This is a genomic window from Rhodocytophaga rosea (genome assembly GCF_010119975.1).
Classification (GTDB): Bacteria; Bacteroidota; Bacteroidia; order Cytophagales; family 172606-1; genus Rhodocytophaga; species Rhodocytophaga rosea.
The window spans coordinates 3,336,009-3,361,671 of record NZ_CP048222.1; the positions used below are offsets into that span (position 1 = coordinate 3,336,009).

Genomic DNA, 25,663 nt, shown 5'->3' on the forward strand with positions numbered 1-25,663 from the left:
CAATTAAATTTTTTACAATATATTTGCAACCTATGGAAAAGCTTTGTTTAAGGAATCAGGTATGCTTTAAGTTTTATGCCTTATCCAGGTATATCACGGCATTGTATCAACCATTACTGGCAGCGTTAAAGCTTACCTACCCTCAATATCTGGTGATGCTTGTTTTGTGGGAAACACAGCCTATTTCAGTGAAAGACTTAGGCCACCAATTAATGCTCGACAGTGGTACACTTACTCCTTTGCTTAAAAGGCTGGAACAAAAAGGACTGCTCAGCAGGAAAAGAAGCACAGAAGATGAACGGAAAGTTGAGGTAAGCCTCACTGAAAAAGGGATACTAATAAAGCAAACGGCTTCTTGTATACCAGACCAGCTGAATCAGGCTATGGCCATAGATGCCAATGATTTTCAACAATTCAATACTATTCTGACAAAGCTAATGAAGCAAATACCAGATTGATAAAAATACAATTTATACCTACTCTAAAATTACTTAACATGGAAATTCTATATAGTACCTACGCTACAGCTACAGGAGGCAGAAACGGACACGTAACATCACAAACCGGGATATTGGATATTGAAGTACGCACCCCGGAATCATTGGGAGGCCCTAAAGGAGATTTTCTGAATCCTGAAATACTATTTGCCGGTGGATATGCCGCTTGCTTTGACAGTGCCTTGCACCTGATGATCCGTACGAAAAAGATTAAAACTGGTGTTACTACTACAACAGCGCATGTAAAACTGGGCAAAGCAGCTAATGGTGGTTTTGGGCTTGCTGTTACTTTAGCCGTTAATATACCTGGAGTAGATCAAGAGATAGCTCAGCAACTGGTAGAAGCCGCACATGAAGTATGCCCGTATTCTAATGCGACCAGAGGCAATATACAGGTGGAATTATCTGTCACCACCGACGAAAAAGTGAGTGCCTGACAGACCTGTTGAATGCTTCATAAACAGCGGCAGACTCTTTCTCTTCCGCTGTTTTAGTTTCTTATTTAAATGAATAGGTATTTTCCTGCCCAGGCTTAATTTATTTCAGTATAGGTCAGCAGGCAGAAAACACCACAATGAGTAAATATACATATGACAACCAACCCAAAGATTATACCTTATTCTGTATTAGAACTGGCCAGTGTTGCCAGTGGCAGCACACCTGAAGATACATTCAAAAAAAGCCTTGATCTGGCTCAAAAAGCGGAGGAATTCGGCTATACCCGTTTCTGGCTGGCCGAGCATCACAATATGATCAGCATTGCCAGCTCGGCTACTTCTGTGCTTATTAGCCATATTGCCGGAGGTACAAAAAAAATAAGAGTAGGTTCCGGCGGAATTATGCTGCCCAATCACTCACCCCTGATCGTAGCCGAACAATTCGGAACCCTGGGATCTCTGTTTCCTGGCCGGATTGATCTGGGCCTGGGCAGGGCTCCTGGCACAGACCAGGCTACAGCCTATGCGATCCGGTCCGACAGAATGCAGTCGGTATACCAGTTCCCGGATGAAATCAGACAGATACAGCAGTATTTTTCACCCGATAACCGGGGTGCCAGAGTAAGAGCGACTGTAGCCGAAGGAGTAGAGGTACCGATCTATATTTTAGGCTCCAGCACTGATAGTGCCCACTTAGCCGCCAGATTAGGATTGCCCTATGCCTTTGCCAGTCATTTTGCGCCTACGTATTTATTTGATGCCTTGAATATTTATTACAGCGAATTCCAGCCATCCGAATTTTTACAGGAGCCTTATACCATTGCGTGTATCAATATTATTGCGGCTGATACGGACAGAGAGGCGGAACGAATTTCAACTTCTATGATCCGCATGATTGTAGGGGTACTTACCGGAAAAATTGATTATATGCAAAAACCGATAGAGATGACACCCGAATTATGGGAGATATCTCAGGACCCTGCTTTTCAGCGTATGCTGAAATATGCCTTTGTAGGTAGCAAGGAAACAGTAAAGCAGAAAACAGCCGAATTTCTCAAACAAACCGGTGTAAATGAACTTATGGTAGCTTCACACATTTATCACCATGAGGACCGGGTACATTCTTACAGGATAGTTTCAGAATTAATGAAAGAATTTCTCTACGTGGTGTAAACTAATATGCGTAGACTTATGTATACTTTGTTTCATTCCAGGTATACCTATGCACAGGAATGTTTAAACTGCACTTTACAACTACATGGAGTTATTGATTATTTTACTGCTGATTCTGCTGAATGGTGTTTTCGCCATGTCTGAAATCGCTATTGTGTCTGCCAGAAAAGCAAAACTGGAAATAGAAGCAAAAAAAGGAGATAAACCATCCCAGTTAGCCCTTGAAATAGCAGAATCTCCTAACCGCTTTCTTTCCACCGTACAAATTGGCATTACCCTGATCGGTATTTTAAATGGTGTGTTTGGAGGCGCAAGTATTACAGAGGATATACAAGCTTTTCTGAATGGGTACCCGCTTGCACAACCTTATAGTGAAAGTATTGCTGTTGGAGTAGTGGTACTAATCATTACTTATTTTTCCCTGGTGTTAGGAGAACTTATACCTAAAAGGATAGGGTTGGCTTACGCGGAAAGTATTGCAAGAATCGTGGCTCAGCCTATGAACATTCTTTCCAGGGTTACTGCGCCATTTATCTGGTTACTGGGTTCATCCTCTACTTTAATTTTGAACTTGTTCCGCATCCGGACAGATCAGGAAACTCCAATTACCGAAGAGGAAATCAGAGCATTGGTAGTGGAAGGAACTACGCATGGGTCTATAGAAGAGATTGAACAGGATATTGTGGAAAGGGTATTTAACCTGGGAGATAAAAAAATAGGTTCACTCATGACACCCAGGCAGGATATTGTCTGGCTGGATATCCTGGATGAGTTTTCTGAGTTAAAAACTAAAATTATTCAGGGGAAACATGCCGTTTTTCTGGTGTGCGAAAATCAGCTCGATCAGGTGCTGGGAATTGTATATGTGAAAGATCTGCTGCCAGCCTATCTGGAAAACCAGGTGATTGACCTTGCTTCGTATATTAAACCAGTATTGTTTGTTCCGGAAATAAGCAAAGCCTATGATGTGCTGGAAAAGTTTAAAGCTAATAAAATTCATTTTGGGGCGGTTTTAGATGAATATGGGGTAGTTATAGGAATCGTCACGATGAATGATATTGTCAATTCTATCGTAGGAGGCATTTCTACAGCGAATGAATTTGAATATGAGATCAAAAAGCGCGAAGATGATAGTTACCTGATCGATGGACAGTTACCCTTTGATGAATTTTTAGACCGTTTTAATATAGAGAAAGTGGATACAGAAGCCTATGAAGGTTTTCATACGCTGGCAGGTTTTATATTGAACCAATTAAAACATATCCCCACTACGGGAGAACAATTTAAATTCGATAATTTTAAATTTGAGATCATCGATATGGACGGCCATCGGATAGACAAAGTACTGGTTAAAATAGATAAAGGCAATTCTTAAGGTATAAGCTGAAAAGAAGCGTATCAGGCAAACAGGTTTTTATTAATTTCGCCTTTCAACCTTTCCTGTATGCATAGCCTGCTCATTCAATATGTTTTCCTCATTTTAATTATTCTGGCGCTGGTGATGATCGCCAATAAACTCCGGCTGGCTTATCCCATTGTATTGGTAATAGGCGGACTTGCGCTTAGTTTCACATCTGCATTTTCGCATGTAACGATTGATCCGGAGCTGGTTTTTTTTCTTTTTCTTCCACCCCTTCTCTATGAAGCAGCCTGGCAAACCTCCTGGAAAGAATTCTGGAGATGGCGGCGGGTTATTACCAGTTTTGCTTTTCCCATTGTTATCCTTACCTCCTGTGTCATTGCCTTTGTATCCAGTGCCTTTATTCCGGGCTTCACATTGGCATTAGGCTTTCTGTTAGGTGGCATTATTTCTCCTCCCGATGCTATTTCTGCTACTACGATTATGCGGGGGGTAAAAGTATCTAAGTCTCTGGTGAGCATTGTGGAAGGGGAAAGCCTGCTTAATGATGCCTCCTCCCTGATTGTGTTTCGTTTTGCTCTGGCAACTATAGTTACCGGGCAGTTCCACTTTCGAGAGGCGGCTACCAGTTTTGTACTTGTCGTTTGTATGGGTATATTGATTGGGTTGCTGGTTGGGTTGATCTTCTATGCTATACATCGCTGGTTACCTACAACTACCAGTATAGAAATTGTTCTAATGCTGATCACTCCTTATTGTATGTATTATTCAGCAGAGCACTTTCACTTTTCGGGGGTACTGGCAGTAGTAAGCGGCGGCCTTTTTTTATCCAGTAAACGGCAGCATATGCTTACTTATCAGAGCCGGATTCAGGGAATAACGGTGTGGACCAACCTGGTTTTTGTATTGAACGGACTGATTTTTTTGCTTATCGGACTTCAATTGCCTTCCATTACCCAGCAACTCGGAGATATTAGTATAGCCAGTGCCATCGAATATGGGCTGGGTATCTCTCTGGTACTGATTTTCACCAGACTTCTCTGCACATTTGGTGCTTCTTATTTTACAAGGTTTATGAGCCGTTTTATTACTGTAGCAGACGACAATCCAGGATGGAGAGGCCCTTTTGTGCTTGGATGGGCAGGTATGCGTGGGGTGGTATCTCTGGCAGCAGCACTTTCTATCCCTCTACTTATCGATGAAGGACAGCCTTTTCCTTATCGCAACCTGATTCTCTTCATTACCTTTATCGTCATTCTGGTTACCCTGGTTTTTCAAGGATTAACTCTTCCCTGGGTAATCCGGAAAGTAAGGCCTGAAGATAAGTACTCACCAATTCCGGAACACAAGCAGGAACGCATTATTCAGAAAAAAATGGCTCAGGCATCCCTTCAACTTCTGGAAGAGAAATACAGCGAGGAACGGGTGAAAAACGAACATGTAAATAATTTGTTTGCAAGGCTGCAAATAGACCTGAATTTTTTTCAACAAGATTCTGAAGAATCAAACCATGCTATTCAAAATACCCTTACTAGTTTTCAGCGCATTTATTTAGACCTGTTAGAGCAGCAGCGAAAGCTACTTTACCAGATGAACCGGCATTCTGAATTTGACGAGGAACTGATCCGGAAATACCTGTCACTCATTGATATTGAAGAGTTTAAGCTCCGGGAAAAATTAGCGCATGAAGTTGAACCTACTTAAAGTTACTCCAAAGGCACAAATTTCAACTTAATCTGAAATAGTCTATTCCTCTAAGCAGAAAGAACTTTGAATTAGGTTTTCTATGGTTACAATAACTTATCAGGAGTAATAGGCAATTCACGAACCCGTTTTCCACTTGCATTAAAAATAGCATTTGCCACCGCTCCTGCTACGCCTACAATGCCTACTTCACCGATACCTTTTACACCCAGCGTATTTGGTTTAGTGTCTATTTCATTAATAAAAATAGTTTCAATTTTTCCAATATCCAGATTGGAGGGAACGTGGTATTCCGCCAGGGAACGGGTAACAAAATTTCCCCATCGTGGATCGAGTATCGATTCTTCGGTGAGTGCCATTCCTATGCCCCAAACACATCCCCCGATAATTTGTGAACGAGCGGTTTTTGGGTTCAATATCTTTCCAGCACCAGTTACCGCCAGAAAACGGTGAACCCGCACCATTCCAGTATATTTGTTCACCCATACTTCCGCAAAATTAGCATTAAAACTATGGGCAGAATATTGATCGGCATCTGCAGGTGGTTTGGCATCCATCCTGGTCTGAAATTCGGCAATATTTTCAGAAATCATCAAAGCGGCAGCCGTCGGCCTAACCAGAAATTGTTTGCCGGATCTGGCTAGTAGCTCATCAGTAATTTTATTGCAGGCATCATTTACCGCATTGGCAAAACTGGCGGCTCCTACTGATCCCACCGAACCAGCGGCTGGAGGTAAGGAGGAGTCTCCAATATGTACTATTATATTTTTGATAGGTATACCCAATGCATCGGAGGCAGTTTGTGCAATAATGGTATGTGTACCGGTTCCCAGGTCGGAGGCAGCCAGTTCAACAGTGGCTTTTACGTCGCTGCCTTTGCGAGTTAATTTTACCAGGGCCGAAGTATCCCGTTGCCGGGCAGGATAAGATCCACAAGCCACCCCATAGCCAATTAAATATTCTCCCTGCTCCTGTTGCCGTGGTTCCATTTTGCGTTTGTCCCACCCAAATGCTTTGGCACCTTCCTGTAAACACTGAACGGTAGTGCGTGATGACCAGGGTTTGCCATTGGAAGGATCTTTGGCAGGCTCGTTTTTAATTCGGAATTCAATAGGATCTATTTTCAGTTGATAGGCCAGTTCATCCATAGCCGATTCGAGCGCAAAACTGCCAGTAGACTTTCCTGGCCCACGGGTATAGGTGGGTAAAATGATGTTCATGGGAACTACCCGGTAAGAAATGAGAGAATTAGGCGTCTCATACATCACTTTTGAACAGTCGCCACATGGTTCCACAAACTCATTATTAATGGCACTATGCGTCGTTGTTTCGTGTGCCAGGGCAGTTAGTTTACCATCTTTGGTTGCCGCCAGCCGGATTTTCTGGTGATTTTTCTGGCGAAGTCCCACTGAATTGAACATTTGCTGACGGGTGAGTGCTAATTTAACCGGACGGTTCACTGTTTTAGCTGCCACAGCTGTAAGCACTAGGTTTGCCCATTGTCCCCCTTTTGACCCAAATCCTCCGCCAATATGCGGCGTAACAATGCGGACATTTTCAGGTTTTATGTTGAGCGTTACTGCTGCGGCAGTTTGTGCCCCATTCACAATCTGAGATCCATTATACAAAGTCACTTTTTCCCCTTCCCAGAAAGCAATGGTCGAGTGAGGTTCCATCGGATGATGATGTTCAATCGGCGTTTCATACACAGCTTCCACTTTAAACTCCGCAGTATTGAAAGCACTTTCTACATCCCCACGAACGGCATCAGCTTTTTCTTCTTCTTTAGGCAAAACTGCTTCTTTGGCATGTTTTGCAAAATCGACTTTCGCTTCCCCTTTTTCATACTTCACTTTCACAAGTTTCGCTGCATAACGGGCTTGCTCAAAAGTTTCGGCAACCACTACACCAATATGCTGGCCATAAAATTCAATATCCGGATTTTGCAATAAAGCTCCTCCCCGGATGCCGCCTTTCGCATTTAATTTGGGTACATTTTTATGCGTAATCACAGCCAACACACCAGCTGATTTTTCTGCGTCCGTTGTATCCATTTCTGTGATCTTCCCTGCGGCGATGGTACTCTTAAAAATAACGGCATGTGCTGCATTTTTGAGAATATAATCTGTGGCATAAGTAGCAGTTCCGGTTACTTTCAATATGCCGTCTATGCGGTTTATGGCCTGACCGACATTCTTCACTTCACTCATCTGGATAAGGTTTTTTGTGTGGTTAACATTGTAGTGTTTGCTGCAAATAGTAGGAGAGATGCAAATCCTGCTGTTTATTTTGTAAGGTAACTTACGCTTTTCCTCCGGTCATAGCCTGCATTAAAGCTCTGGTTATAGCACGCTTGCCCAGTTCAATTTTAAATTCGTTGTGTTCCAGTGGTTTTGCACTTTTCATTTCCAGTTCAGCCGCCTGTTTAAAATTGGCTTCAGTAGCTTCTTTGCCAACCAGGAATTTTTCGGCTTCCAGGGCTCGCCAGGGTTTATGAGCCACTCCACCCAAGGCTATTTTAGCTTGCTTAATGCGGGTACCTTCCAACTCTACGCCGGCAGCTACAGAAATAAGCGCAAAGGCATAACTAGCCCGATCCCGTACTTTCAGGTAATAAGAGGTATTGGCAAAATTATTTTTTGGAATTTCAATGGACGTAATCAGCTCACCAGGATTCAGATTATTGTCTTTCTGGGGTGAATCTCCAGGCAAGCGATGATAGTCAGTAAAAGGAATGCTCCGTTCTTTTCCATCTGCACCTTGCACTTTCACCACAGCATCCAGAGCTGCCAGCGCCACACACATATCCGAGGGGTGAACCGCTACACAAGCTTCGGACCAGCCAAAAATAGCATGCATCCGGTTGATGCCTTCAAGGGCGCCACATCCGGTTCCTGGTTCACGCTTGTTGCAAGGCATAGAGGTTTCGTAAAAATAAGGGCAACGGGTACGCTGATTCAGATTCCCACCATTAGATGCCATATTCCTGATCTGGGCAGAGGCACCGGCCAGTATAGATTGCGTAAGTAGTGGAAAGTTCTGCCGGATTAAAGGATGATTGGCTGTGTCTGTATTTTTACCTAAGGCACCGATCGTTATACCTCCTTTATTTACACCAGTTATGATTGTTTTCACCTCAGTCAGTGCCAGCCGGGTAATATCTATCAGTTCAGTGGGTTTTTCTACATCTTCCTTCATCAGATCAAGCAGGTTTGTGCCGCCTGCCAGGTATTTTGCATTGGGATTTGCTTTCAGCTTTTGGGTGGCAGCAGGTACAGTGCTTGTGGGCGTATAAGTAAAAGGTCTCATTTGTTGTCGTTTTTGGGTAGATCAGAGGTGTTGCTTGCTTGATTGTCATCCACAAATTGCCAGTTTTGGGCTACTCCTTTGCCAGTATGTACTTCGCGGATGGCATCTACAATGTTAGGATACGCCCCGCAACGGCAAATATTCCCCGACATTCTTTCCCGGATCTCCTCCTCTGACAGACTAACGGCCCCTTTACTCGTTTGAACATTGGCTGTTACATAGCTGGCTTCTCCATTTTTTGCCTCACTGAGTAGAGCTACGGCTGAGCAAATCTGGCCAGGGGTGCAATAGCCGCATTGAAAACCATCGTGTTTGAGGAAAGCGGTCTGCATCGGATGTAATTCGCCGTCTTTGGCTAAGCCTTCTATGGTAGTAACCGATTTATCCGTACAACTTGCTGCCAGCGTAAGACATGAAAGCACCCGTTTACCATCTACCATTACAGTACAGGCACCACATTGTCCATGGTCACATCCTTTTTTTGAACCGGTTAATTGTAACTTTTCACGAAGGGTATCCAGTAAAGTCATTCTGGAATCCAGGGAAAGAGATTTTTTTGCACCATTTACTTTAAATGAAAGGGTAACGGCATTTTCTATACTTTCTGTAAATGGTTGAGTAGCTGGGCTGGCAAGTAGTTCTTGTCCCCCAAATAACTCAAAGGCCAGAATACCACCACCTGCCATGGTGAGTTGTTTCAGAAAATTCCGCCTGGATTCTCCAAACTCCGAAAGGTTTGATGAATCTTCTGATAAGATTTCTGAAAGTAATGCTTTTTCGTCTTCGGTGAGTCCCTCGTTTTGATTCTCTTCTGTCATTGATTCATATGATTTTGAGTGGGCAAAATTAAATCTGCAAAACCTGAAAGCCTTACTGCCTGGCTTGTATACAACCGGTTTTTGTTGATACTTGTTTTGGACTATCACCTCGCTCACAAATCCGGAAACCGGTATCGCACTTGATAAGACAATTACCTCAGTAGGGACTCAATTGTGAAGGGAGGGAAAGTAAAACATAGGCAGGCCGGAATAAAAGAAAAGGATTAAAAGAAATCTTCACTAGCCTAAGCTCCTTGCCGATTTTCCTCTAATCCTTTCATAAGAGTTAATATTTATTTCTAAAGTATTAACTACAGAATAAATACTTATACGGGGTTGAAAAACAAAAGTTACAAGAGAGATGCATAATTTTTCAATTTATTTTTTACGCTTATCCTTAGCAAAATCACTAATTTACAAAGAGTAGCCTCTTTTCAATTAGTGTATAGGGGTACACTTGTGCATAAAATGAATGGATTGGTACTTCTGTCAGAATTAGTTGCTTTTTAACAGTTAATATTATTTGACCGGAGATATATTTCACAGGCATATCCTTGTAGGTAACACACTATCCATATATACAACGAACTTTTCCCATTATTGATTAAATCATAGCTTCTGTAGAAATTTACAATTCATGCGTAACCAACAAAAGAAAGCAGAAAGCGATCAGGAATTAAATGTATTTCGCCAACAAAAGTGGCAACTATATATGCCTGTTCCGCACAAGCCATGGTTTATTGAAGGAAAACAATACTTGCTACGGCCCGGCTTAACGTTTACGCCCTTTGCAAATGCCGTTGCCTGTAATGCACATTGTGCCTTTTGTTCTGAAGAACTTTTACGGGACCAGCATCACCAGCTCACAGCCAAACAACTCATCCGGGATTATCCTTCGTATTTCAGCCGCTTGCAGGAAGTTTTAGCCGCTTTTAAGGGTTTTCCTTTGGGGCTTAGCGTATCCGGATTAGAGCCAACAGCAGACAGAAAATGGTTGCTACACCTGCTTGAAACCATTCAACAGGCCGAAAAAACAGGCGTGATTTTCGACGAAAAAGTGATATATACCAACGGCTCGGGTTTAAGCACCCATCCAGATTTGATACAGGCATTGCTACAAAACCGGTTTGACCGCATTGAATTGTCCCGTTGCCATTTTGATGAAACAGTTAACCAGCAGATCATGCGTTTTAACCGCAACCAGCCTGTCTGGCGAAATGCTGCCTTTGAAAAACTCGTTTCTGATCTTCCTCAGGCTGTACACCTGAAACTATCCTGCATTCTTACCAAAACTGGCATTCGTGATATAATCAGTCTGGAAAAATACCTGCAATGGGTAGCTAGATTGGGTGTAAAAGAAGTGGTGTTCCGGGAAATGAGCCGCTTAAACGGCACCTATCAACTCAATACCTTTAGTGCATGGGTTGAAAAAAACCGGGTTCCCATTGAGCCCTTATTAAGTGAAGTAGTTCCTATACTTTCCAGACCGAGAACTGGCTGGCAGTATGCCTATAGTACTTTCGGATATTATTATTATAATGAGCATTTCAGGTGGAATGATCAGATTGAGGTTATTTTTGAAACGTCAAGTTATGAAGCTTTACAGGCAGCCAATACCTCCCAGGTAATCCAAAAGCTGGTATTTCATTCCAATGGCAACCTTACCGGCGACTGGGACCCTAATGCAAAACTCGTGATGCCTGCTGATAAAAGCGTTCTGATATGATATATACTGATCAAACCTTATACCTGCAAACGTTACAACAACTACAGGCTGCTGGCATACAGTATTGTGTAATTGGCACATTTGGCTTAGGGCTATATAATGCAGATTTTCTCTTATATTCTGTAACAGATTGTGATCTGATTGTAAAAAATGAGGCGGAAAACCTGAATAAACTGGCTAAAGCATTACAAGAATTACACTGGCAGCTTTACCTCTGGGAAGAGCCAGTTATGTATCCTTTGCCACTAGAAGAACTTGCCGGTAAGTACTACATCCGGGCCAGGCAGCAGGAAGCTATTTTAGATGCTACGTACGAATACGAATCTATTTCCTGGTCAACCTTTGAGGAGCAAATAAACTATATCGAGGGTATTCCGGTGGCTTCCATGAATCATATTCTTTATATGAAAAAGCGCCGCAATCTGGAAAAAGACCGCCAGGTAGTTGAGCATGTAGAGGCTTTACTTTCGAATAGGAATATAGTAAAATAGCCTGATTCTATTTAGCTTCTGGTACAGGTATGCCAGGCTTCAAATCTACATTATGATAAGCGGTGATTTTCCATCCTTCTGGCTCCTTTACCATCACTTGCAACAGCCGGGTATATAAGCGACCTTTTTCATCAAGTTTGATACCTGGCAGTGAGCTTGTTTTTGAAAAGCCGGAAACCCATGTAAGTGTTTCCACAATGGCCGCATCCGGACCTAAGAATTGCAGAGAGACAACCTTCTGGTCAATAGTGGTTTTATTAAATACGCCTTTAAAAATCTGCTCGTGTCTTTCCAGAAAGTTTTTATGTCCGGTATAAAACATGCCCATAATATTGGTAAACGTGCCATCCTCTGCAAAATGCCGTGAGTAAGTTTGCGCATCGCCCTTGTTCCATGAGAATACCTCTTCTTGCAGAATAGCCTGAATAGCCATAGTATCTGACTGGGTTTGTGCATGTACTGTTGCAGTAATGATCAGAGCAAATACCATAACAATTATTTTCATAACAGAACCTAGTTTCATCAGTAGTATATTTGATTAGTAATTTATGTATTTAAAAGTTACGTATCAAAACTGATATTCTGCGTAGAGGCGTTTCTCCTTTTGGGCCGGAGAGGCCCCGCTTCTACATCCGCCACTCTATACAACCCGCACATGCTCATGCTGGCCCAAAGGTTGTATAAGATGGCTCCTGCAAAAGCTGTTCAGCTAATACGCAAATTGGGTTTTATAATAGCACAAGCTAAAAGATGCTACAACTAACAAACTCACAATATTCTGATTTACTTATTATTACATATAATAAATAGATCACCAATAACTCACGTTAGTCTACTAACAACTCCCTACCAATTATTATGCTACTTGGCAAAGGTCAGCGTTTCCTGTACTTCTCCGCAGGTAAGCATGGCATCTCCGAAATAAGGATTTTTTATGTCACTCTGGGCGCTTAGCCAGTAAGCACCTTTATCATTCAGCGCCATCGGACAATATTGTTTGTAGAGGGTAGAGGTAGTACCAAAATCAGTTACCAACTGATATATATTAGTGGATAAATCCTCAAAAGCAGTTCTTTTAGCTTCCAGTCCCTGAGCGCTTTGTACCTGCTGTGCGGCTTTTTGCAGAGATTGCTGATGTGTTTGCCATTTCTGCTGTACTTCAGGCGATAAAGAGGCTGCGTCTAGCTTGCTTATTTTTTCAAGCAGGGTACTTACTTTTGAGTTTGTTTGTGCCGAATCGGAAGCTACCAGTGCATCTTTTGTGGCCAGGTAATCTGTTGCTATCCCATCTATCTGACCTTTGAAAGCTTCAGAAGTTTCGACAGCCGGTTTTATCTGAGTTGTTTTTTCCTCTGTCTGGCTTGCTGTTTCCGCAGTAGAACTATCTTCTTTTTTGGTTTCATTGCAGGCGGCAAGAGATACGCTAAAAGCTGTATATAAAGCGAGTATCCATTTATAATTTGTTTTCATACAGAAATAGGTTGGTAAAACAATGAATTTATCCATACAAAGATGAGAAGATTATTAGTTGAATTACAAGCTTTTCAATGTAAAGCTGAATTTACTGCCTACATTTACCTGACTGTCTATCGTGATTTTTCCATTCAGGCTGCTCACCAGTTTATCTACAATGTATAGACCAAGCCCGGAACCTCTGGAACGTTCGCCTCCTTTAAAAAACATAGTAAATATTTTCTGATGCAGCTCTTTGGGAATACCTATTCCATTGTCTTCCAGTTCTATGCGTGCCACTTCCTGGTCGGCATCTACTTTAATGAGTAAACTTGGATTAGGTATATCCAGTTTGCGATAGGATACTGCATTTTCAATTAATTTTTCGAATATATGGCTGATCCCCTGTTTGTTGCTGATAAAATTGTTAATTTGTTGTATATCCAGCTGAATGGAAAGGTTTTCTAAGCCATTGGTATAGTTCATATTGTCAATTACTTCTATAATCAGTTCCCTGAAATCTACAGCTTCGTATTTTTCGTCGGGTTGCGTAATGCTGGCTACATCAATCAGCGATTTTAAAGTTTTATCTAATTTCTGGGTGCTTTTATTAATATACGCAAAGTATTGAAGCGCCCGTATATCAGTTATTTCCATATGAGCCAGATTAGTAATGCCTAATACAGAAGCCAAAGGACCTCTCAGGTCGTGTGAAGTGCGGTAGATAAATGTTTTTAATTCTTCGTTGGCTTGTTTGAGTTTCTCTTCTGTGCCTTTCCGATCGGTGATATTTACCAACGTACCCATTGCTCCGATTTTCTTCCCCTTGTTATTTGTAATCGGGTGATTGTGGATAATAACCCATACTTTTTCTCCATTCTTCTTCCGGATCGGAATTTCATATTGAGATTTTAAAAGTAAATCCCGTTTGCCTGAGAATAAATTAAGCCCTCCACTCATGAGACCTTCGCTATGGAACAGGTCATTTAAAAAGTTTTTACCGATGATCTCATCATACGTATAGCCTAGCATATTACACATGCTCTGATTGGCGAACTGGATACGTTCGTCGAGCCCCACATAAATCAGTCCTTCATCTATGTTTTCTACCAGAGAACGGTATCTGCGTTCACTTTCCTTTAATTTTTCTTCGGTTTGTTTTTTCTTGATTGCCCTGTAAAAAACTTCTCCACTGGTATTGAGTAAAGAAATAGTTTCTGTATTCCATTGTCCGGGTTTGCCTACAGTGGCTAATCCAATAATTGCTCTTACTTTATTCTGATTAAACAACCCGGTGATCATAAATGACCGGATGTTCTGGGTTTGCAGAACCTGGCGTAAATGGTCAATATTTGAGGGCAGCTGGCTTGTATCATAAAAACGAATGACTCCTTCCGCATGCAACTTTTTCATGAGCCACCAGTACTCACGAAGAGGGATATTTGACAGGATATAGTCAATAGGTTGATTAGGCTCTGGCCACTGGTAATAGGCATGGATCGCATCATCAGTTTCACTTAGCTCAAACACAAACACTTTATCAACCTGTAAAAAAGTACCAATGCTGTACAAAGACTGAATAATAGCAGCGTCAATCTGTTCGGAGGAAAGGTTAATAAAGGCAGATGAAATATTGGTGATCAGTTTGAGTAATGCATCCTGAGCCTGGATATCCTCCTGAATCTTTTTTTGCGCATTAAGCAGTTTAGCTCTTTCAATGGCATACCGCATGGTACGTTCCAGCAGTTTGTCATCGATTTCTCCTTTTACCAGATAATCCTGTGCGCCATCTTTAATGGCAGATAATGCCAGTTCACGGTTATCAATACCTGACAGGACCACAACAGGTATTTGATTATGTCTGGCAATGAGTGTTTCAAATGTTTGTCCGAGCTGGGAGTCTGGTAACATCAGATCCAGAAGGATCAGATCTGTAGACTGATTTTCAAGAAAAGTGAAAGCCTCGGCCAGCGTAGAAACGGTACTTACATGGACGGAGAATCCATTTATGGCAAGAATCGTGTGTTTTATTAGTAAGGCATCTGCCGGATTATCTTCTATCAACAGTACTTCTACTTTTTTTTCAATCATGCCTTTACGCTTTGCCAGGGATTTTGACTACTGAGAGCCAGAAGTCATCAATAATTTTAATGGCATTTACAAACTGGTCAAAGTCCACCGGCTTGGTAATATAACAGTTGGCATCATTGGCATATGTTTTTAGTACGTCCTGTTCTGAGGAAGAAGTAGTAAGGATAATAACAGGAATAGATTTTAAGGCTTTATCCTGTTTGATCTCTTTTAATACTTCCTGACCATTTTTGCGTGGTATATTCAAATCAAGCAGAATCAGATCAGGTGTAAAGGCATCTGTATAGGGTGGGTTTTTCCGGAGAAAATCCATAGCCTGTACTCCATCTTTCACTGCGTATAAGGTATGCAGTATTTTTCCATCCGTCAGCGCTTCCTGAGTAAGCCTGACATCACCTGCATTGTCCTCTACTAACAATATATGAATGTTCCTCATGATCTTAGAATATCGTCTAAAAACCAGATGCGCTTTAAACTTATAAGTATTGCTTATGTTAAATTAAGAATCAACAAAACCCAATGTCTGTATATATATATGAACTGAATTTGGAGAATTAAAACTACCAATTAAATAATAAAAATGCAATACAAGTAAGTATAAACAATATTATGTAATACCAGCCACAGAAGGGATCAAAAGTAGGTTTTTTAATAAAAAAGTTTTCCGTTAAGTTGCGTTATGTAAAACTATAGCAACAAGGATTGTCTTTTAAATAATTTTTAAATAGTGATACCTTATTGAGTTACAGCGATCTTTAGTAATATCTGGAATAATAGCTTTACTATTAACTTTATTCGCAGATACGTAAAATATTCATACTTATTTTTTTATACTAAACATTTCTGCTTAAATTTGCGCTCTTTAATTTTTGCGTGTTTAATTGAAAGATTTAAAAGCATATACAATTGAAATACTCAACCTCAGCAACAAGCGGCATGAGTATGAATTTGAATCCGGTAATAGCTTTTTTGATCATTTTGAGCAAAGCCTGATTCATAAAGGTACGTTTACGGTAAAACTGATATTAGATAAATCTGAAACTATGATTCAGCTCAGTTTCCATATTACCGGAAGTGTAGAACTGATTTGTGACAGAACCCTGGAACCATTTGACTATCCGTTGAATATCAACCAGAAGCTGATACTGAAATATGGAGAGGAAGATGAAGAGTTAACCGATGAGATAGAAATTATCTCCCGGCATACCCAGCAGATTAATGTAGCGCAGTATATTTATGAGTTTATTGGCCTGGCTATTCCCATGAAGAAACTGCACCCCAGGCTTGCTCAGTCAGCGTTACAGGAGAATGAAGAAGGTATACTGGTATATAGTTCGGGAGAAGCTTCTAATGAAGATACAGAACAAAAGGATGAGGCTGTAGATCCCAGGTTTAATATCCTAAAAAAGTTAAAATAAGATTACTGCCCAATGGATGCAGATTGCTATCCTGGAGGGCGATGTGTAAAGCAATCATTTCGTGTGTAAAAACTATAAAAATTTAATATCATCATACAATGGCACATCCTAAGCGGAAGATTTCCAAAACAAGAAGAGATAAAAGAAGAACCCATTACAAAGCAAAAGAAAGACAAATTGCTATCTGTCCTACTACCAGCGAACCTCATTTATACCACAGAGCATACGTGGTAAATGGTGATTTGTACTACAAAGGCAAGGTGGCAATTGAGAATTATACATCTATTGCCTAAAGGATTGAATGACAAAATTATTGATTTATAGAATAAAGTATTTTGTAATTCAGTAATTCTGTCATTCCTTCATTCATTCCTGTGTATGTATAAACAAACCTTTCTTTTTTCATGAGAATTGCCTTAGATGCAATGGGCGGTGATTTCGCTCCTCAGGCTGTTGTTGAAGGAGCTTTGCTAGCCAGTGAAGAACTTTCCTCAGATATACAGATCGTATTAATCGGACGGGAAAAAGTTATACACGAACTTTTACATACCCACACCATTACTTCCTCCAGCATAGAAGTAGTTCATGCAGAAGAAGTGATTGAAATGGGCGAACATCCCACAAAAGCCCTTTCTCAGAAAACAAATTCCAGTATTGCTATTGGTTTCGGATTATTAAAAGCCGGAAAAGTAGATGCCTTTTGCAGTGCAGGCAATACAGGGGCTATGCACGTAGGTGCGATGTTCAGCATTAAAGCTATTGAAGGTGTATTGCGCCCTAGTTTAGCCAGTTTTGTACCTAAAGAAGGCAACAAATACGGCGTTATCCTGGATATAGGTGCCAATGCTGATTGTAAACCTGAATTTCTGGAGCAGTTTGGACACATAGGTTCCATCTATGCCAAATATATCCTTGATATTGATAATCCCAGGGTAGGTTTGATGAATATTGGCGAAGAGGAACAGAAAGGCACTGTTGTACTACAGGCAGCGCACCAATTGCTCAAAAACAACCCCAATATCAACTTTATCGGCAATATCGAAGGCCGGGACATATATAACGATAAGGCCGATGTAGTGGTTTGTGATGGATTTACCGGGAACGTAATTTTGAAAATGGCTGAAGCCGTATATACTACCATGCACAGCCGTGGCCTGGAAGATGAGTTTTTTGCCAAGTTCAATTATGAGGCAATCGGAGGAAGCCCAATTTTAGGCGTAAACGGGAATGTAATCATCGGCCATGGAGTATCTTCTCCACTGGCAATCAAAAATATGCTTTTACTCGCAAAACGGATGGCTGAATCAAACATCCATATAAAAATCAAACAGGCACTGGCCGGATAATTTTCCCCTTTTTATTATACCTTGCTGGTATAGCTAATTTACCATTCCTTTCAACCATTGACAATGACAAAAATCAGAGCAGCCATCACAGGAATTTGCGGATATGTCCCGGAATATATATTAACGAACGCAGAACTGGAAAAGATGGTAGATACCACCGACGAGTGGATTACTACCCGTACTGGTATCAAAGAAAGAAGAATTTTGAAAGGCGAAAATATGGGCACTTCATTTATGGGTGCAAAAGCGGTAAAAGGCCTTTTAGAAAAAACCAATACTAATCCTGAAGATATAGATCTGCTCATTTGCGCTACCACCACCCCAGATTATATATTTCCGGCTGCTGCCAATATGATATGCGATATGGTTGGCGCTAAAAATGCGTTTAGCTATGATGTACAGGCTGCTTGTTCTGGTTTTCTGTTCTCGATGGCTACAGGTGCTCAATTTATAGAAACTGGCAAATATAAAAAAGTAGTCGTTCTGGGTGCTGATAAAATGTCGTCCATTGTAGATTATACCGACCGTTCTACCTGCATTATTTTTGGAGATGGAGCAGGAGCCGTATTGCTCGAACCTAATACAGAAGGCAATGGCTTAATAGATAGCGTATTAAAAACTGATGGTTCTGGCGTAGCACATTTATATCAGAAAGCCGGTGGCAGCCGCAGACCGCCCTCTCAAGAAACCATTCAGAACCGTGAACATTATATATACCAGGAAGGCTCTGCTGTATTCAAATTTGCAGTGACCAATATGGCGGATGTTTCAGCAGAAATTATGAAGCGCAATAACCTGACCGGTGATGATATTGCCTGGCTTTCTCCTCATCAGGCCAACAAGCGTATTATTGATGCCACAGCCGGCCGGATGAATATAGGTCCGGAAAAAGTGATGATTACCATTCACAAGTATGGGAATACAACCAATGCCACCATTCCATTGAATCTGTGGGATTATGAAAAACAGCTAAAAAAAGGTGATAATATTGTGTTCGCTGCCTTTGGAGGCGGCTTTACCTGGGGTGCTGCTTACCTGAAATGGGCTTATAATTCTTAGTATACGCCATTTCTTTCATTATTCATTTTCAATTATACAATATCAACTTAGTAATATGGCAACTACTGCAGATTTTAAAAACGGTTTATGCCTCGAATTTAATAACGGATTATATACTATTGTAGAATTTCAGCATGTAAAACCAGGCAAAGGTGGTGCTTTTGTGCGTACCAAGCTGAAAAACCTTACCAATGGAAAAGTAATAGAAAATACCTTTAATGCCGGTGTACAGGTTACAACAGCCCGAATTGAAAGACGTCCGCATCAGTTTCTCTATAAAGATGATTTAGGGTATAATTTTATGGACAGCAGTACTTTTGACCAGGTTGTATTACAAGATAAACTAGTACCGGCTGCTGACCTGATGAAAGACGGGCAGGAAGTAGACGTTATTTATCATGCCGAAACAGAAACCCCGCTCATTTGTGAATTGCCATCCTTTGTAGAGTTAACTGTAACCTATACTGAACCAGGTATCAGAGGCGATACGGCTACTAATGCTTCTAAACCGGCTACGATGGAAACAGGTGCTATTATACGTGTGCCTTTATTCATTGACCAGGGTGAGAAGATACGGGTAGATACACGGGATTATGCGTATGTAGAACGCGTGAAATAAACAGATTTAAGGCAAGCCAAGTAAAAGAAAAATGCCGGCTTAGTGTTAACCATACTACTATTTACCGGTTGAATAAAAGTAAAATTTATCTATATTTTGATACTTCCTGGTTTTAATTAATTTTACCCGTTTCCAAACCGGAAGTCAGCAAATACACTTCAGGCAACTAACCAAAAAAACCATGATGAAAGCGAAAGAGATACAAGAACTAATAGATTTTATTGCCAAGTCAGGGCTGGATGAGGTAAACATAGAAACAGAACAATTTAAAATCAGTGTCAAACGCAGTGCAGGTTCAGTGTTCCGGCCTGTGGATACATTACAGCAACCTGTACTTCCAGTATTGGCTTCTGCAGTGACACCTGTACTTTCGCAACAGCCTGTGGTGCCAACTACACCTATTCCGCCACAAACGCCTGCTACCCCTACCCCAACTGCTACAGAAAATAAGGAAAGTAAATACATTGCTATAAAATCTCCTATGATTGGCACTTTCTACCGTTCCTCTAATCCTGATTCTCCCATGTTTGTGAATGTTGGGGATGATGTAAAGAAAGGGCAAACGGTTTGTATCATCGAAGCCATGAAGCTGTTTAATGAAATAGAATCAGAAGTTTCAGGAAAGATTGTAAAAATACTGGTTGAAAATGCTTCTCCGGTGGAATACGATCAGCCCCTATTCCTGGTAGATCCTTCCTGATTGAGTGTATAGTTTGACGATTGTGAGGATTTGATACTCCTATTCTGCTTTCAAATCTGTACAATGCTCATCAACTGAGTTACTCTTTAACATTTTACTTCAATTAGCGCATGTTTAAAAAAATATTAATTGCAAACCGGGGAGAAATTGCATTGCGGATCATCCGTACCTGCAAGGAAATGGGAATAAAAACAGTAGCGGTATACTCTACTGCAGATAGAGAAAGTTTGCACCTGAAGTTCGCCGACGAAGCCGTTTGTATTGGTCCTCCGCCCAGCAAACAATCATATCTCAATATACCTAATATTATTGCTGCTGCCGAAATCACCAATGCCGATGCCATTCATCCTGGCTATGGATTTTTATCGGAAAATGCAGAATTCTCTAAAATTTGCGAAGAATACAAAATTAAATTCATAGGTGCCTCCCCGGAGATGATTGGTGCGATGGGAGATAAGTCTTCTGCCAAAGCCACTATGAAAAAAGCTGGTGTACCTACTATTCCCGGTTCTGATGGCTTACTTGATTCCATCGAGCAGGGCAAAAAGCTGGCGAAAGAAATTAAATATCCAGTAATTATTAAAGCTACAGCCGGCGGTGGTGGAAAAGGAATGCGCATCATCCGCAGTGAAGAAGATTTCGAAAAAGCCTGGAACGATGCCCGCATGGAAGCCGGTGCCGCATTTGGCAATGATGGTTTGTACCTGGAAAAATACGTAGAGGAACCCCGGCACGTAGAAATACAGATCGTTGGCGACCAGTATGGAAAAGTGTGTCATTTATCAGAACGGGATTGCTCCATTCAGCGCCGTCACCAGAAACTGGTAGAAGAAACGCCTTCGCCGATTATTACACCTGAGTTGCGCCGAAAAATGGGTGAAGCTGCGATTAAAGGCGCTTCAGCTATTAATTATGAAGGGGCAGGCACAATAGAGTTTCTGGTAGATAAACATGGTGATTTCTATTTTATGGAAATGAACACCCGTATTCAGGTAGAACACCCCATTACAGAAGAAGTTACAGATTTTGACCTGATTAAAGAACAAATTAAAGTTGCTTCAGGCATTCCCATTTCCGGCAGGAATTACGAACCAAATCTTTTTGCTATCGAATGCCGCATCAATGCCGAAGACCCGGCTAATGGATTCAGGCCTTCCCCAGGTAAAATTACCAACCTGCATTTGCCGGGAGGAAGGGGTGTACGGGTTGATACCCATGTATATTCAGGCTATACTATTCCGCCCAACTACGATTCTATGATTGCCAAGCTTATTGTAAGTGCACAGTCCCGGGAAGAAGCCCTGGTACGGATGAAACGGGCATTACAGGAATTTGTGATAGAAGGAATTAAAACAACCATTCCTTTCCATATCAAACTGATGGATGACCCTGGTTTTAAGGCCGGTAAGTTCACTACATCTTACCTGGATACATTCGATTTTTCAGATCTATAGGGTATACAAACTCATTATAAGCCGTAGCAATTATTTGTTACGGCTTTTGTTTTTATATATGGTTACTCAGCCGGTTTGTATCCATTAAGACATGTATTTCGCAACAAGCAACACTGCTTTTTTGATCGAAACAAACCCAGATAAACTAAACAACATTATTAATTTCTATGAAAAAGCCTTTTCATTTTTTTGCATTCACTGCCTTAATGGCCACTTCTTATGTTGGTGCATCTGCACAAATTGTTACTGATTCTGAGCTTATTACCATGTTTGTGGATGGTTATGTAGTAAAAGCTGATCAGGATACGTTGCGCGGAAAAGTCATGGTAACACAGCAAAATAACTATGCAACCCAGATTTCTTTCAAGGATAAAGATGGAAACAAAACCAAATATGGCGCGGATGATATTGTAGCCTTCGGCCAGAAACGCCCCAAACTGATGCGTGATTTTACTGACTTGACTACCGTAGATAAAGAGCAGGTACATTACGAAAGCAAAGCGCATCCCAAAAAAGAAGGTAAAATAGTGTTTATGGAGCGCCTGATGAATGGCAATAAAATTAAATTATACAATAATCCTGCTGGTGGAGAAGGTTCTACGTCTATTGGAGGTTTTAAATTGAATGAGAATGAAGCCAGTTATGTAGTAGTAAAACAGGGCGAAAAACCTTTCATCTTAAAAAAGAAAAATTATGAAGATGAGTTTGATAGCTTATTTGGTGATTGCTCAGATTTTATGGCTTCAGCCAAAAGCAAACCCGAATGGAAAAAATTTAAGCAACTTGGTACAGTAGTAGAAACCTATAATAAAAACTGCCAGTAAGCTCAATAGAGATTGTAAGACAAAAAATATAACATTTTTTCTGCCACAAGCGGATGTTTCTTCATGAGAACGTCCGCTTATTTGTTGTAACTAGACTAATTGCCAACTCATTCTGGCAAAATTTTGAATTTTTACTAACAACAATCAACGAACCACCAACAACGATTTCATATACTCTTTTTATTCTATAGACCTTTGGTTAATTTTGAAAACCGATTTCACTAGGTTTTTGCCACTCCATGACCAAAGATATATTACAAACCCTTGCTGCCCAGTTAGAAGGAGAATTACAATTTGATACTACTATGCGTACCTTGTACGCTACAGATGCATCAGCCTACCGGGAAATGCCGCTGGCGGTTGCTTTTCCTAAGAATGAAAGCGATATTAAAAAGCTGATCCAATTTGCCAGACAGCACAAAACATCCCTCATTCCCCGTACAGCCGGTACTTCGCTTGCCGGACAGGTGGTAGGAAGTGGAATTATTGTAGATGTATCCAGAACATTTACCAAAATACTGGAGGTAAATACAGTAGAAAAATGGGTACGGGTACAACCAGGGGTTATCCGGGATGAATTGAATCTGTTTCTGAAAGAATACGGCTTGTATTTTGGTCCGGAAACTTCCACGGCTAACCGGGCTATGATTGGTGGTATGGTAGGAAATAACTCCTGTGGTTCTAATTCAGTAGTATATGGCAGCACACGTGAACATTTAATTTCAGTAAAAGCGATTTTAAGTGACGGTTCAGAAACAGAATTTAAATCACTCAATGCTGCTCAGTTTCAAGAAAAATGCAGGGGTGGAAATGGTACCACTTCATTAGAGCAGCAACTGTATCAATCTATTGAGAAGATACTCAGTGTTCCGGCGCATCAGGAAGAGATACGAAAAGAATTTCCCAAGAAAAATATTCAGCGGCGTAATACTGGTTATGCCATAGATCTATTGCTGGAAACCGATCCGTTTACGCTAGGTGCCGAAGATTTTAATTTCTGCAAACTGATTGCCGGATCAGAAGGTACCCTGGCATTTCTCACAGAAATTAAGTTGAATGTAGTGCCTTTACCTCCGAAAGAAGCGGGATTAGTGTGTATTCATTGCAATAGCATCGATGAAGCTTTACGGGCTAACCTCATCGCCTTACAATATAAACCCAGTGCTTGTGAACTCATTGATCATTATATTCTGGATTGTACCAAAAACAACATTGAGCAGAGTAAAAACCGGTTTTTTGTAAAAGGGGAACCAGGCGCTATTCTGGTAGTAGAACTGTCCAGAGATACCAGGGAAGAGGTATCTGCATTGGCAGCCGCCATGCAGGCAGATATGGAAAAAGCTGGATATGGCTACCATTTTCCTTTGCTGTTTGGCGAGGATACTAAAAAAATATGGACACTCCGTAAAGCTGGTTTAGGTTTACTTTCCAATATGCCAGGCGATGCCAAACCGGTTCCTGTTATTGAAGATACGGCTATTGATGTGCAGGAATTACCAGAATATATCCAGGAATTTAATGAGATTCTGAAAAAATACAATCTGTATTCAGTGCATTATGCACATGCTGGTTCCGGTGAATTGCATCTGCGACCTATTATCAACCTGAAAACAGCAGAAGGAAATGCGCTGTTCCGGAAAATTGCCGAAGAAATTGCAGCACTGGTGAAAAAATATAAAGGTTCACTCAGTGGCGAACATGGCGACGGACGGTTACGGGGTGAGTTTATTAAGTTTATGGTGGGCGAGAAAAATTACCGATTGCTGGAAGAAGTAAAACGTACCTGGGATCCACAGAATATCTTCAACCCAGGAAAAATTGTAGATACGCCGCCTATGCACACCATGCTTAGGTTCGTTCCTGGCCAGGATACACCACAATTCAATACTGTATTTGATTTTGGAAAAACGGAAGGCATTTTACGGGCTGCCGAACAATGTAATGGTTCCGGTGACTGCCGCAAAACCCAGCTTAGTGGCGGTACGATGTGCCCCAGTTATATGGCTACTAAAAATGAAAAAGATACGACCAGGGCGAGGGCGAATATTCTACGTGAATTCCTGACGAATTCTGACAAAACCAACCGCTTCAACCATGAGGAAATAAAGGAAGTAATGGATTTGTGTATCTCCTGCAAAGGCTGTAAGTCTGAATGTCCTTCGAATGTAGATATGGCCAAAATGAAGGCTGAATTTTTGCAGCATTATTATGATGCCAACGGCATTCCGTTCCGCACCAGAATGGTGGGTAATTTTACCAGGGCTAATCATCTGGCGGCGATTGCACCTTTTATGTATAATACTGTTTTTTCGAATGGATTTACGTCTGGTATCGCCAAAAAAGTAATGGGTTTTGCCCCGGAAAGAAGTGTTCCCTTGTTGCAGGAAACTACCTTACGCAAATGGTACAAAAAGCATAATAAACAAAAAGCAAGCAGTACGGCAAAAAGTCCATTTGGAAAAGTATATCTGTTCTGCGATGAATTTACCGATTTTAACGATACACATATCGGCATTAAAGCCATTCAATTACTCGAAAAACTAGGGTATGAAGTGATTATTCCAGAACATATCGAAAGCGGACGTACCTATATTTCCAAAGGCTTATTACGGGACGCTAAAAAAATAGCTGTTCGCAATGTGGAAATGCTGAAAGGATTAATTACCCCGGAAACACCTCTCATTGGCATTGAACCTTCTGCTATTCTTACCCTGCGTGACGAATATTTAGACCTGGTTGATAACGAACTGTTGCCAGAAGCAGTAAAGATCGCCGGAAACACACTCCTAATTGACGAATTTATCGCCCGGGAAATAGACAAAGGAAATATCACTAAACAATCTTTCACACAGACGGAGCGGCTTATTAAATTACACGGACACTGTCACCAGAAAGCATTATCGTCCTTAACACATACCAAGAAAATGCTGTCTTTGCCAGAAAATTATACCATGCACCTGATTCCCTCTGGTTGTTGTGGTATGGCTGGTTCATTCGGCTACGAAAAGGAACATTATGAAGTTTCCATGCAAATCGGCGAACTGGTTCTATTCCCAACCGTCCGGAAACAGCCGGAAGATGTAATCATTGCAGCCCCTGGCACTAGTTGCCGCCACCAGATTAAGGATGGCACAGGCCGGAAAGCCTTGCATCCGGTAGAAATTTTGTATGAAGCGCTTAAATAA

23 protein-coding genes are annotated in these 25,663 nt (G+C 41.2%); 16 read left to right on the top strand and 7 right to left on the bottom strand.

The window, feature by feature from the left end:
• The first annotated feature begins 32 nt into the window (after positions 1–32).
• From GXP67_RS13960 to GXP67_RS13980, 5 genes are all read left to right on the top strand, one after another.
• Positions 33–458, top strand: a complete 426-nt coding sequence (locus tag GXP67_RS13960; protein ID WP_162443675.1) for a MarR family winged helix-turn-helix transcriptional regulator — start codon at positions 33–35, stop codon at positions 456–458.
• A gap of 38 nt (positions 459–496) precedes the next feature.
• Entirely contained in the window at positions 497–934 is a 438-nt protein-coding gene (locus tag GXP67_RS13965; RefSeq protein ID WP_162443676.1) for an organic hydroperoxide resistance protein, read from the top strand.
• Positions 935–1,087: 153 nt separating this feature from the next.
• The gene (locus GXP67_RS13970; RefSeq protein WP_162443677.1) at positions 1,088–2,107 is read left to right on the top strand and encodes an LLM class flavin-dependent oxidoreductase; all 1,020 of its coding nucleotides are present in this window, start codon (positions 1,088–1,090) and stop codon (positions 2,105–2,107) included.
• Positions 2,108–2,192: 85 nt separating this feature from the next.
• Positions 2,193–3,482, top strand: a complete 1,290-nt coding sequence (locus GXP67_RS13975; RefSeq protein ID WP_162443678.1) for a hemolysin family protein — start codon at positions 2,193–2,195, stop codon at positions 3,480–3,482.
• Between the two features lie 69 nt (positions 3,483–3,551).
• Positions 3,552–5,171 (top strand): Na+/H+ antiporter, encoded by a 1,620-nt coding sequence (locus tag GXP67_RS13980; protein WP_162443679.1) that lies wholly within the window; start codon positions 3,552–3,554, stop codon positions 5,169–5,171.
• 86 nt (positions 5,172–5,257) lie between these two features.
• Here the strand turns inward: GXP67_RS13980 and GXP67_RS13985 are convergent, their stop codons facing one another.
• From GXP67_RS13985 to GXP67_RS13995, 3 genes are all read right to left on the bottom strand, one after another.
• A complete protein-coding gene (locus tag GXP67_RS13985; protein WP_162443680.1) occupies positions 5,258–7,381 on the bottom strand; it encodes a xanthine dehydrogenase family protein molybdopterin-binding subunit in 2,124 nt (707 codons plus the stop codon).
• Positions 7,382–7,472: 91 nt separating this feature from the next.
• Positions 7,473–8,480, bottom strand: coding sequence for an FAD binding domain-containing protein (locus GXP67_RS13990; protein WP_162443681.1), 1,008 nt, complete (start codon positions 8,478–8,480; stop codon positions 7,473–7,475).
• The gene (locus GXP67_RS13995) at positions 8,477–9,298 is read right to left on the bottom strand and encodes a 2Fe-2S iron-sulfur cluster-binding protein (RefSeq protein WP_162443682.1); all 822 of its coding nucleotides are present in this window, start codon (positions 9,296–9,298) and stop codon (positions 8,477–8,479) included. Before GXP67_RS13995 ends, GXP67_RS13990 begins: the two co-directional genes overlap by 4 nt.
• A gap of 637 nt (positions 9,299–9,935) precedes the next feature.
• Between GXP67_RS13995 and GXP67_RS14000 the strand changes: the two genes are divergently transcribed.
• Together GXP67_RS14000 and GXP67_RS14005 are read left to right on the top strand one after the other, a co-directional pair.
• Positions 9,936–11,024, top strand: a complete 1,089-nt coding sequence (locus GXP67_RS14000) for a radical SAM protein (RefSeq protein WP_162443683.1) — start codon at positions 9,936–9,938, stop codon at positions 11,022–11,024.
• Positions 11,021–11,515 (top strand): hypothetical protein, encoded by a 495-nt coding sequence (locus GXP67_RS14005; protein ID WP_162443684.1) that lies wholly within the window; start codon positions 11,021–11,023, stop codon positions 11,513–11,515. Before GXP67_RS14000 ends, GXP67_RS14005 begins: the two co-directional genes overlap by 4 nt.
• A gap of 7 nt (positions 11,516–11,522) precedes the next feature.
• On the opposite strand, the gene GXP67_RS14010 is transcribed toward GXP67_RS14005, so the two are convergent.
• From GXP67_RS14010 to GXP67_RS14025, 4 genes are all read right to left on the bottom strand, one after another.
• Positions 11,523–12,020, bottom strand: a complete 498-nt coding sequence (locus GXP67_RS14010) for an SgcJ/EcaC family oxidoreductase (protein ID WP_162443685.1) — start codon at positions 12,018–12,020, stop codon at positions 11,523–11,525.
• A 356-nt stretch (positions 12,021–12,376) separates the two neighbouring features.
• Positions 12,377–12,985 (bottom strand): DUF3347 domain-containing protein, encoded by a 609-nt coding sequence (locus tag GXP67_RS14015; RefSeq protein WP_162443686.1) that lies wholly within the window; start codon positions 12,983–12,985, stop codon positions 12,377–12,379.
• A gap of 63 nt (positions 12,986–13,048) precedes the next feature.
• Complete coding sequence (locus tag GXP67_RS14020) at positions 13,049–15,058, bottom strand: PAS domain S-box protein (protein ID WP_162443687.1); 2,010 nt, start codon at positions 15,056–15,058, stop codon at positions 13,049–13,051.
• A gap of 4 nt (positions 15,059–15,062) precedes the next feature.
• On the bottom strand, positions 15,063–15,494 hold the full coding sequence (locus GXP67_RS14025; RefSeq protein ID WP_162443688.1) for a response regulator: 432 nt from the start codon (positions 15,492–15,494) through the stop codon (positions 15,063–15,065).
• 445 nt (positions 15,495–15,939) lie between these two features.
• Here GXP67_RS14025 and GXP67_RS14030 point away from each other — a divergent pair, with 445 nt between their 5' ends.
• The 9 genes from GXP67_RS14030 (at position 15,940) to GXP67_RS14070 (ending at position 25,663) form a co-directional block, all read left to right on the top strand.
• The gene (locus GXP67_RS14030; protein WP_162443689.1) at positions 15,940–16,476 is read left to right on the top strand and encodes a YceD family protein; all 537 of its coding nucleotides are present in this window, start codon (positions 15,940–15,942) and stop codon (positions 16,474–16,476) included.
• A gap of 98 nt (positions 16,477–16,574) precedes the next feature.
• Positions 16,575–16,769, top strand: a complete 195-nt coding sequence (gene rpmF, locus GXP67_RS14035; RefSeq protein ID WP_162443690.1) for a 50S ribosomal protein L32 — start codon at positions 16,575–16,577, stop codon at positions 16,767–16,769.
• Positions 16,770–16,880: 111 nt separating this feature from the next.
• Positions 16,881–17,822: a phosphate acyltransferase PlsX gene (gene plsX, locus GXP67_RS14040; protein WP_162443691.1), complete on the top strand. Its 942-nt coding sequence runs from the start codon at positions 16,881–16,883 to the stop codon at positions 17,820–17,822.
• Positions 17,823–17,885: 63 nt separating this feature from the next.
• The gene (locus GXP67_RS14045; protein ID WP_162443692.1) at positions 17,886–18,881 is read left to right on the top strand and encodes a beta-ketoacyl-ACP synthase III; all 996 of its coding nucleotides are present in this window, start codon (positions 17,886–17,888) and stop codon (positions 18,879–18,881) included.
• Between the two features lie 55 nt (positions 18,882–18,936).
• Positions 18,937–19,500 (top strand): elongation factor P, encoded by a 564-nt coding sequence (gene efp, locus GXP67_RS14050; RefSeq protein ID WP_162443693.1) that lies wholly within the window; start codon positions 18,937–18,939, stop codon positions 19,498–19,500.
• 184 nt (positions 19,501–19,684) lie between these two features.
• On the top strand, positions 19,685–20,200 hold the full coding sequence (accB, locus tag GXP67_RS14055; protein ID WP_162447924.1) for an acetyl-CoA carboxylase biotin carboxyl carrier protein: 516 nt from the start codon (positions 19,685–19,687) through the stop codon (positions 20,198–20,200).
• A 110-nt stretch (positions 20,201–20,310) separates the two neighbouring features.
• Positions 20,311–21,654, top strand: a complete 1,344-nt coding sequence (gene accC, locus GXP67_RS14060; RefSeq protein WP_162443694.1) for an acetyl-CoA carboxylase biotin carboxylase subunit — start codon at positions 20,311–20,313, stop codon at positions 21,652–21,654.
• A gap of 167 nt (positions 21,655–21,821) precedes the next feature.
• The gene (locus GXP67_RS14065) at positions 21,822–22,478 is read left to right on the top strand and encodes a hypothetical protein (protein ID WP_162443695.1); all 657 of its coding nucleotides are present in this window, start codon (positions 21,822–21,824) and stop codon (positions 22,476–22,478) included.
• 239 nt (positions 22,479–22,717) lie between these two features.
• Positions 22,718–25,663 carry an FAD-binding and (Fe-S)-binding domain-containing protein gene (locus GXP67_RS14070; protein WP_162443696.1) on the top strand — a complete coding sequence of 982 codons (2,946 nt, stop codon included), beginning with the start codon at positions 22,718–22,720 and terminating at the stop codon, positions 25,661–25,663.